This is a genomic window from Hydrocoleum sp. CS-953 (assembly GCF_002260545.1).
GTDB lineage: Bacteria > Cyanobacteriota > Cyanobacteriia > Cyanobacteriales > Microcoleaceae > Trichodesmium.
In genome coordinates this window covers 1-9,686 of sequence record NZ_LGSU01001308.1, presented here as the reverse complement: position 1 = coordinate 9,686, position 9,686 = coordinate 1, and the positions used below count along the sequence as shown (strand labels likewise).

General features: G+C 37.4%; 8 protein-coding genes and 3 pseudogenes. 8 read left to right on the top strand and 3 right to left on the bottom strand.

The genetic code is table 11. From position 1 onward, the window contains the following. Positions 1-196: 196 nt before the first annotated feature. The 3 genes from rlmD to lpxD all read left to right on the top strand — a co-directional run bounded on the left by rlmD (position 197) and on the right by lpxD (position 4,240). Positions 197-1,645 (top strand): 23S rRNA (uracil(1939)-C(5))-methyltransferase RlmD, encoded by a 1,449-nt coding sequence (rlmD, locus tag AFK68_RS23750; RefSeq protein ID WP_246844404.1) that lies wholly within the window; start codon positions 197-199, stop codon positions 1,643-1,645. A gap of 833 nt (positions 1,646-2,478) precedes the next feature. Beyond that, complete coding sequence (locus AFK68_RS23745; RefSeq protein ID WP_094675623.1) at positions 2,479-2,790, top strand: YkvA family protein; 312 nt, start codon at positions 2,479-2,481, stop codon at positions 2,788-2,790. Between the two features lie 403 nt (positions 2,791-3,193). Next, positions 3,194-4,240 (top strand): UDP-3-O-(3-hydroxymyristoyl)glucosamine N-acyltransferase, encoded by a 1,047-nt coding sequence (gene lpxD / locus AFK68_RS23740; RefSeq protein ID WP_094675627.1) that lies wholly within the window; start codon positions 3,194-3,196, stop codon positions 4,238-4,240. A gap of 38 nt (positions 4,241-4,278) precedes the next feature. On the opposite strand, the gene AFK68_RS23735 is transcribed toward lpxD, so the two are convergent. The 3 genes from AFK68_RS23735 to AFK68_RS23725 all read right to left on the bottom strand — a co-directional run bounded on the left by AFK68_RS23735 (position 4,279) and on the right by AFK68_RS23725 (position 5,535). After that, positions 4,279-4,470, bottom strand: coding sequence for a hypothetical protein (locus AFK68_RS23735; RefSeq protein ID WP_094675621.1), 192 nt, complete (start codon positions 4,468-4,470; stop codon positions 4,279-4,281). 442 nt (positions 4,471-4,912) lie between these two features. Beyond that, on the bottom strand, positions 4,913-5,248 hold the full coding sequence (locus AFK68_RS23730; protein WP_094675619.1) for a XisI protein: 336 nt from the start codon (positions 5,246-5,248) through the stop codon (positions 4,913-4,915). Beyond that, on the bottom strand, positions 5,239-5,535 hold the full coding sequence (locus AFK68_RS23725) for a XisH family protein (RefSeq protein ID WP_256386639.1): 297 nt from the start codon (positions 5,533-5,535) through the stop codon (positions 5,239-5,241). The genes AFK68_RS23730 and AFK68_RS23725 overlap by 10 nt, the downstream gene beginning before the upstream one ends. Positions 5,536-5,799: 264 nt before the next feature. On the opposite strand from AFK68_RS23725, the pseudogene AFK68_RS23720 reads away from it, so the two are divergent. The 5 genes and pseudogenes from AFK68_RS23720 to purL all read left to right on the top strand — a co-directional run. Then, positions 5,800-6,197, top strand: a pseudogene (locus AFK68_RS23720) (Uma2 family endonuclease); the annotation flags it as partial. Between the two features lie 15 nt (positions 6,198-6,212). Continuing rightward, complete coding sequence (locus tag AFK68_RS46260; protein WP_371357529.1) at positions 6,213-6,575, top strand: Uma2 family endonuclease; 363 nt, start codon at positions 6,213-6,215, stop codon at positions 6,573-6,575. Positions 6,576-7,055: 480 nt separating this feature from the next. After that, positions 7,056-7,205 (top strand): annotated as a pseudogene (locus tag AFK68_RS46255) (hypothetical protein); the annotation flags it as partial. After that, positions 7,182-7,407: pseudogene (locus AFK68_RS46250) on the top strand (AIR synthase related protein); the annotation flags it as partial. The pseudogenes AFK68_RS46255 and AFK68_RS46250, both read left to right, overlap by 24 nt. A 1-nt stretch (position 7,408) precedes the next feature. Then, positions 7,409-9,586: phosphoribosylformylglycinamidine synthase subunit PurL (gene purL, locus AFK68_RS23705; RefSeq protein WP_094675625.1), on the top strand; the 2,178-nt coding region annotated here is incomplete at its 5' end. Positions 9,587-9,686 lie beyond the last annotated feature (100 nt).

Sequence of the window (9,686 nt, the reverse complement as noted above, 5' to 3'; positions counted from 1 at the left end):
CATTCTTTAAACTACTCTCAATTCTATTTGAAAATTTTGCTCTGTTTTTGTCTCATCCTTAAGTTAAACGACTATAATTAGCAAAATGTACAAAACCCAGAATTACCAAAAACTGACTTAAGATCAAAAAATTAAAATAGAACGATTATATTATACAGAAAAACAATAGTCAGTAATATTAAAGATTTAGAACTTAGTGAAAATAAATAACCAAAAATTGGGAACATCAGTTTGGCAACAAGGTCAGCTAGTGGAGATAAAAATCACAGACTTAACAGATAACGGTGATGGAGTAGGTCGTTATGATGAAAAAGTAGTATTTGTGCCTGATACAGTTCCTGGCGATCGCCTTATTGCCCGCCTAACAATAGTCAAAGCTAAATATGCTTATGGGAAACTACATCAACTTTTAGAAAAGTCTGACCAGCGGATTAAACCTTACTGTATTGTTGCGGACAAATGTGGTGGGTGTCAATGGCAACATATTAATTATGAATATCAGCTTCAAACCAAACAAAATCAAGTTATTCAAGCTTTAGAAAGAATAGGTGGCCTAGAATTATTAGAGGTTAAACCAACTCTACCATCTCCATCCCCTTTTGGATATCGTAACAAAGTGACATATCCTCTAGGTATTTCGACTACAGGTCAAGTGAAGGCGGGCTATTATCAGAAAGGTAGCCATAAATTGATTAATCTTAATCAATGTCCCATCCAAGACCAACGTTTAAATCCTTTACTCAAAGAAATTAAACAGGATATTACTAGACAAAGATGGAAAATATATGATGAATATAAGCATATAGGTATTTTACGTCATTTATCTTTGAGAATAGGAGAAAAAACAGGGGAAATTTTATTAACTTTGGTGGTTAATGGTAATGAAGAAAATCCAGAAAAGTTATTACCTGGTATTACAGTTCAAGCGAAGAAATGGTTAGAAGATTATTCTCGCTTAGTTGGTGTTTGTTTGAATTATAATTCTAAGACGACAAATACTATTTTTGGCAAAGAGACTGTTTGTATTGCTGGTCGGTCTTATGTGCAGGAAAAGTTTGGTGGCTTAAATTTTCAATTGACTGCCGATACATTTTTTCAGGTAAATACAAGAGCTGCTGAAAGATTAATGGAGGTCGTAGTTGAAGAGTTGACTTTGAGTGGCTCGGAAATTATTGTTGATGCTTATTGTGGAGTTGGTACTTTTACTTTACCTCTGGCAAAATATTTACAGGATGTTAGTCATAATGATTCTCTGGAAATAGGAAATAGAAAAAGTATGGTCATTGGTTTAGAAGTACAAGAAGTGGCCATTGACCGAGCTAAGTTTAATGCTGAAATTAATAACTTGACAAATGTAGATTTTTATGCAGGAAAAGTTGAGAATTTACTACCTCAGTTGGAAGTCAAACCAGATGTAGTTTTATTAGACCCACCGAGGAAAGGTTGCGATCGCTCGGTTTTAGAGACTTTATTAGAAATTTTACCTGAACGTATTGTTTATATTAGTTGTAAACCTGCTACCTTGGCTCGCGATTTGAAATTTCTCTGTTCAACTGGTAAATATTATTTGAGCAAGGTACAACCTGCAGACTTTTTTCCTCAAACTGCCCATGTTGAGTGTGCTGCATTTTTGGTAAAGCTATAGAAGAAGGAATAAGGAAGAAGGAAGAAGGAAGGAAAGTAGATTAGTCTAAGGATTTTTTGAAGCAAGAAGAAACCAGAAAGAAGGAAGGAAAGTAGATTAATTTATAGATTAATAGAGTTTACTTAAGAAATTTTTTATAGCAGTTCTGTAATATGAAGAACTACTCTAATTGTTTAATACTTTATGAATTTTGGTCTTATTTGAACCGTATTAGAGACTGTTTGTAAAAAGAATATTAAATTCAGGCGTAGTAGACTGACACAACTAATTTTGTGCATTAGGGTGGGTTTATGTAAATCTTAGAATAAGCATTAAAATTCTAGGTAAAACCCGCCCTTACTATTGCACCATTTTAGCTGTGTCAGTCCAGTAGGGTGGGGAGGGTGAGGTGGCAATAATTATGAACCGGACCAAAATTTAACTTTCCGCACCCCACCCACGGAACATTAAGCACTCTAGCTGTCTTAATCTTTACTTGTGCATTCACTCTCTTATACCAATTACCAAAATAAATGCTATACTTGGGTAACACTTCAGTTATTAAATAATTAATACAGGCAACCAGGAATTATTCCCTAATTATTAGCCAGTTGATGTTAATTATTATTATGTGTACGGACGTTGCATGCAAGGTCCCTACCCCACCCAATCAAATATAGCAAGATTTTTGAGAAATGGTATTAGACTATAGTACAAATCTCCATAACTAAATTCCTGAATTTTAATTGTAGAATTTTCTAGAAAAATTTATGGTTAATATTAGCACTGACATACTGCTTGAAACTCTGACATTATTAGAAATGTAAGTAACTTCTAAATATAAGGATAATTAAATGAGCTTTTCAATTCAATCTCTATATACTTGGTATCGTAATACTATCCGTAATCCTAAATATCGTTGGTGGATTATTGCTGGAACATTAGCTTATGTATTGAGTCCTTTTGATATTTCTCCAGATTTTATCCCAATTGTCGGACAAATTGATGATATTGCTATTGTAACTCTTTTAGTAGCAGAAGTTTCTCAGATGGTAGTTGATTTTATGAAATTACGTCGTGGGGAAAATGTGGCAGTAGTATCTGATATTAATGAAGTAACTGATGCTGATGCTACAGTTGATGTAAATTCAGTTTCTGTTAAGTAAAAATGGTTTATATTAAATTACCTTAGCTAACCGCAAATATCAAAGATGGGTTTGGAGACCAAACCCCTACAGAATGTATTTTCCCCAATAAAAATATTTAACCCAAGTCTAAAATTGATAAATAGATTTGGGTTGATTTTTTTCTGGGAAAATGGTAAATATCCAGAAGTTGAGGAGTGGGGCATNTGTAAATTCAGTTTCTGTTAAGTAAAAATGGTTTATATTAAATTACCTTAGCTAACCGCAAATATCAAAGATGGGTTTGGAGACCAAACCCCTACAGAATGTATTTTCCCCAATAAAAATATTTAACCCAAGTCTAAAATTGATAAATAGATTTGGGTTGATTTTTTTCTGGGAAAATGGTAAATATCCAGAAGTTGAGGAGTGGGGCATTGTAATTGTGAAATTTAGCGAACTTGCAAGTAAACTTGGTTCTGAGACTATCGCTTGTAGTCTGGAAAAAATAAATACTCTCGATCCAGATATTCAGGGAGTAGCAGGAATAGATGAGGCAAAAGTAGGTACTCTCAGTTATATTGAAGGAGCAAAATTTGCCAGTTATTTAGAAACGACAAATGCTAGTGCTTTAATTTTGCCGATGGATGAAGCTCTACAAAATTTGGCAAGTGAACGTGGTATTGGGTGGTTGTCTGGTAAGGAACCGAGATTATTATTTGCCAAGGCGATCGCTCTTTTTTATCGACCTTTTCAACCTACTGCTGAAATTCATCCTACTTCTGTGGTTCACCCAAGGGCAAAAATAGGTAAGAATGTTTATCTTGGCGCTCATGTTGTGGTTGAGGCGGGGGTGAAAATTGCTGATAATGTTTGTATTTATCCGAATGTGGTAATTTATCCAGATGCGGAAATTGGAGAGAATACTATTTTACACGCTAATTGTTCGATTCACGAGAGGAGTCAGATAGGTAAGGGTTGTGTAATTCATAGTGGAGCAGTTATTGGAGGAGAGGGTTTTGGTTTTGTGCCGACTCCTGAAGGTTGGTTTAAGATGGAACAGTCTGGCAATGTTGTGTTGGAAGATGGGGTTGAAGTTGGAGGTAATACTACTATTGATAGACCTGCGGTGGGAGAAACTAGAATTGGTGAGAATACTAAGTTAGATAATTTGGTACAGGTTGGTCATGGTTGTAAAATTGGTAAAAATTGTGCTTTGGCAGCTCAAGTTGGTTTAGCTGGTGGGGTGAAGCTTGGAGATAATGTGATTTTAGCAGGTCAAGTAGGAGTTGCTAACCAGGCAAAAATCGGAAATGGAGCGATCGCTACTGCTCAAGCGGGTGTTCATAATGATGTTGCTGCGGGAGAGATTGTTTCTAGTAGTCCGGCGGTTCCTAATAAGATTTATTTGAAGGCTTCTGCAATTTATAAACGTTTACCAGAAATTTATCAGTCTGTCAAACAGATGAAAATAAAATTTAATCTGAAATAGCAGAGGGATTATATGATTAGAAGATTATTGTAATTGTACTAGCCACAATTTCCAAAGTTTGAGTAGAAATTTACTGCCAATTCTACAAAAATATCAAGACTGTCTCGATTCCTAGTCTTTTGTCGTGCTTCTTTAATTACACGAATTTCTTCATCCAACCGTAATTTTGTAGTTTCTATTGGATTCGCTGCTAGTATAAGAACTTTTTTCTGAGATTGACTTTCCGTCATTTGCTAGATTGACTTTCATTAAATAACATTAGTTATTATATCATTTCTAACAAGCCCTATTTCTAATTTGCGATCTAAAATAATTTCAAAATTTTGTTTAAGTGATTACCCTAAAGTCTCTTCTCAATTATCCCACAAAAATCATCAATTCTTTCCTCCTACTCCCTACTCCTCACTCCCTACTCCCTAATCTTATAAAAATGGTATAACTTNTTGCGATCTAAAATAATTTCAAAATTTTGTTTAAGTGATTACCCTAAAGTCTCTTCTCAATTATCCCACAAAAATCATCAATTCTTTCCTCCTACTCCCTACTCCTCACTCCCTACTCCCTAATCTTATAAAAATGGTATAACTTGATATAGCACCCGAAAATAATCAAGTAATTTACATGGATTTTGAACGACCATTAGAATCTGTATCAGTCCGGTCGTTAAGGATATCAAACCCCCGTCGCTAATCCTGTAAACTTACGCATATAGGCAGACCTGTATCCTAACACGATATCACACTTAGGCACTCCAGATTTAATTAACTCATTAGCTATTCCTGTTTCGGTTCCATCTCGTTGAATCCAAATTTTCCCCGACCTAATCTCAACGTGAATAACACATCCAAAAACTCGTCTTTCTCCACACCATCCGATATGAAACATTAAATAGCGATCGCGTTCTAGGTCGAAAGCAATTTGAGTTTCTATTTCTCCATCGCCATTATCGCCCTTAGAATGTTTTTCGACAATTGACTTAATTATTTTTCTATATTTCTCTATGTCCATATTATAATCTCCTCTCTAATTGGATTAAATACAAGTAAATTTAGCTGCATCCGCCCTACTGATATTTTAGCTAAACGGCGAGTAAAAAAATCTTCGTAAACATCTTCTGGAACTGCCAAATATAGAACTCTATTTGGTTCTATTTCTTCTAAAACTACTTTATAATTCCATGCTTGACCCATCGCTTCGTGAAAATCACTAATCAACGACAGACCTAAAAAACTTTTAATTTCTACTGCTATTTTCTGTCCGTACCTTTCTACTCCTAATAAGTGATGATGAAAAATTTTTAGCTTGTGCAGTTGTCAGTGAAGCTAATTTTTTAATTACAGGTGACTACGACTTTGAAGAAATGCAGGTGCTTTTACCCACGACTACAATTATTTCCGTTGCCCTTTTTCACAAATTGGCGATCGCTACTGGAGAAGATTCGGTTTCATAAAGCTAGATTATAAATCTGAATCTAAACTTCTCGTTTAGCCGAGGAAAGTTGTAGTTGTAAAAATGTTACAATTGTAAATGTAAAAAGTTTATAATGTCTATAAAGCACCATGATTACTTTAGCTAAATGGTCAATACAAGACTATCATCAGATGATTTCTGCGGGTATTCTGAGCGATCGCCATGTAGAATTATTAGAAGGAGAAATTATTGAAATGTCGCCAGAAAAATCTTTGCATCGGAAAATAACTGATTCTATTGCTGAATATTTGCGAGAAAAGTTTCGAGGTCTGGCAAAAATCTACGAAGCACATCCAGTTACTCTTCCAAGTTCCGAACCAGAACCAGATATTGCTGTTGTGAAAATGCCAGCATCTTTATATGATTCTCATCATCCCTATCCTGAAGAAATTTATTTGTTAATAGAAGTTTCTGATACAACTTTAGAAAAAGATTTAGAAAAAAAACGGTTTATTTATGCCCGTGCTGGCATTTTAGAATATTGGGTNAAAAGTTTCGAGGTCTGGCAAAAATCTACGAAGCACATCCAGTTACTCTTCCAAGTTCCGAACCAGAACCAGATATTGCTGTTGTGAAAATGCCAGCATCTTTATATGATTCTCATCATCCCTATCCTGAAGAAATTTATTTGTTAATAGAAGTTTCTGATACAACTTTAGAAAAAGATTTAGAAAAAAAACGGTTTATTTATGCCCGTGCTGGCATTTTAGAATATTGGGTTGTAGATGTCAAAAATGAACAACTTGTCGTATTTAAAGAACCATCAAAAGATGATTATCAAGTGCAAAAAAACTACAGTCAAGGAAGTATTTTTACACTTGTTTTTCCGGATATTGAAATATTAGTAGAAAAGTTATTGAAATAGGGATTAAATATAACAGTGCTTGCCGTCATTATGAGGTGCAGTTATCGCGGGCAAGATGCCCGCACTACAATTTTTTTAAAGTTTAATTATACCAATTACCAAAAGTAATACTATACTTCAGTTTGACTTCAGAAGTTAAATATTTAGCAAAATCTAAAGTCTTTTTTTGACAATTATTAGTCGGTTAGCATAGGTTTTTTCTGCTTTTAACGACTCCCCCAACCTCCCACACTTCCCACACATCCCACACTTCCCCACCCAATCATATATAGCATTCATGCATGAGAAATGGTATTATACCTACCTATTTAAAAATGAATTTTGTAGTTGACAGTGATAAAAAGGGAAACAAAATACCGAATGTTCAAAGGTTTCCTGTTTCCTTGCTGTAGCAAGATTTTATGAATTGATCTAAGTTTGACATAATTTATGAGATAATAAAACTGCAAAAAAATTAACTCAATTTTACAGTTATAAATTATGTCACAAACTCCTTTTTCTCCAGAAGAAATAGCATCTGAAGGCATCAAACCTGAAGAATATCAAGAAATTATCAACCGTCTGGGTCGCCACCCCAATAAAGCAGAACTAGGAATGTTTGGAGTCATGTGGTCAGAACACTGCTGCTACAAAAACTCCCGCCCCCTTCTCAAACAATTTCCCACTACAGGTAAACGCATTCTTGTTGGACCGGGAGAAAACGCTGGAGTAGTAGACCTAGACAACGGACTCCAACTCGCTTTCAAAATCGAATCCCACAACCACCCATCTGCTGTTGAACCATTCCAAGGTGCTGCCACCGGAGTCGGCGGTATCCTCCGAGACATTTTCANAAAAACTCCCGCCCCCTTCTCAAACAATTTCCCACTACAGGTAAACGCATTCTTGTTGGACCGGGAGAAAACGCTGGAGTAGTAGACCTAGACAACGGACTCCAACTCGCTTTCAAAATCGAATCCCACAACCACCCATCTGCTGTTGAACCATTCCAAGGTGCTGCCACCGGAGTCGGCGGTATCCTCCGAGACATTTTCACAATGGGTGCCAGACCTATCGCCGTACTTAACTCCCTCCGTTTCGGTTCCCTGGAAGATGCCAAAACTAAGCGCATTTTTACTGGAGTAATTTCCGGCATTTCTCACTACGGAAACTGTTTCGGAGTACCTACCGTCGGTGGAGAAATTTACTTTGACCGCGCCTACACAGGCAACCCCCTAGTCAACGTGATGGCATTGGGATTAATGGAAACCCCAGAAATTGTTAAATCTGGGGCATCCGGTATTGGCAACCCAGTCTTATATGTTGGTTCCACTACAGGTAGAGACGGTATGGGTGGAGCAAGTTTCGCCAGTGCAGAACTCACCGAACAGTCAATAGACGATCGCCCTGCAGTGCAAGTAGGCGATCCTTTCCTGGAAAAATGTCTAGTCGAAGCTTGTCTAGAAGCATTTAAAACAGGAGCAGTAGTCGCAGCGCAAGACATGGGAGCTGCTGGCATCACCTGTTCCACTTCGGAAATGGCAACAAACGGAGGTGTCGGTATTGAATTTGACCTGGACAAAGTACCAGTGCGAGAAACTGGTATGGTTCCTTATGAATATTTGCTCTCAGAATCTCAGGAACGAATGTTATTTGTTGCCGAAAAAGGTCGCGAACAAGAATTGATTGATATTTTTGAACGTTGGGAACTTCATGCAGTGGTGGCAGGTACGGTTATTGAGGAACCTATTGTGCGCATTTTATTTGAAGGCAAGGTTGCTGCTGAAATACCTGCTACTGCTTTAGCAGATAATACTCCTATTTATCACCGGGAGTTATTGAGCGAACCGCCGGAATATGCAAAAAAAGCTTGGGAATGGAATGTGTCATCGTTACCAGCATCTACGGAACATGGTATTGAAATTCAGGGAAATTTCCAAACCTGGAATGATATTTTACTGACTTTATTAGATACTCCAACTATTGCTTCTAAAAATTGGGTGTATCAGCAATACGACTATCAAGTACAGAATAATACTGTGATGTTGCCGGGTGGTGCTGATGCTGCTGTGATTCGGTTACGCCCCCAAATTTCCGATCTTAATAACCCACCATCAACTTCAGGTGTTGCTGCAACAGTTGATTGTAATTCCCGTTTGGTTTATCTCGATCCATACAATGGTGCAAAAGCAGTAGTGGCAGAGGCAGCACGGAATCTCAGTTGTGTCGGTGCTGAACCTGTAGCGGTTACAGATAATCTCAATTTTGGCAGTCCGGAAAAACCTGTGGGATATTGGCAACTAGCTGAGAGTTGTCGCGGTCTTGCTGAAGGTTGTCAGGAGTTGGGAACGCCTGTTACTGGTGGGAATGTGTCTTTGTATAATGAAACTTTGGATGCTGACGGTACTCCCCAAGCAATTTATCCGACTCCAGTTGTGGGAATGGTGGGGTTAATTCCCGATATTACTCGTATTTGTGGTCAAGGTTGGCAGACTGAAGGGGATCTTATCTATTTAATAGGGAATTTAGGAGTTAAGTCTTTAGCTGCTTCTGAATATTTAGCAACTATTCATCGTGTGGTTGCTGGTAAACCGACGGAAGTAGATTTTGATTTGGAAAGGCGAGTACAGGCAGTTTGTCGTCATGGTATCCGACAAGGGTGGGTGCGTTCTGCTCACGATAGTGGTGAGGGAGGTTTAGCGATCGCTCTAGCAGAGTCTTGTCTGAGTGGGAAGTTAGGCGCTGAGATTATTTGGGAATTGTCTGATGTTTCTAATTTCCGATGGGATGAGTTTTTGTTTGGCGAGGGTGGTTGCCGAATTTTGGTTTCTGTTGCGCCCGAAAATCAGATAATTTGGGAATCATATCTTGAGGAAAATTTGGCTGATTTTTGGCAGAAAATTGGTCTGGTGGGTAATGCTGAAAGTAGTTTGCAAATTTTAGTTAATGAGGGCGTTTCTTTGATTAATGTAGAGATGGGAGAAATTAGCGATCGCTTTCAAAATGCTATTGAGAGACGTTTGAGTTTTTAGCGCTGGTTTTGGGGTAGGTTTATTTAACCAGGGTGTAGGGGCGGGTTTTGAGGATAACATCGTGCTGATATCAAAGATTTTGCTAAACCCGCCCCATTAC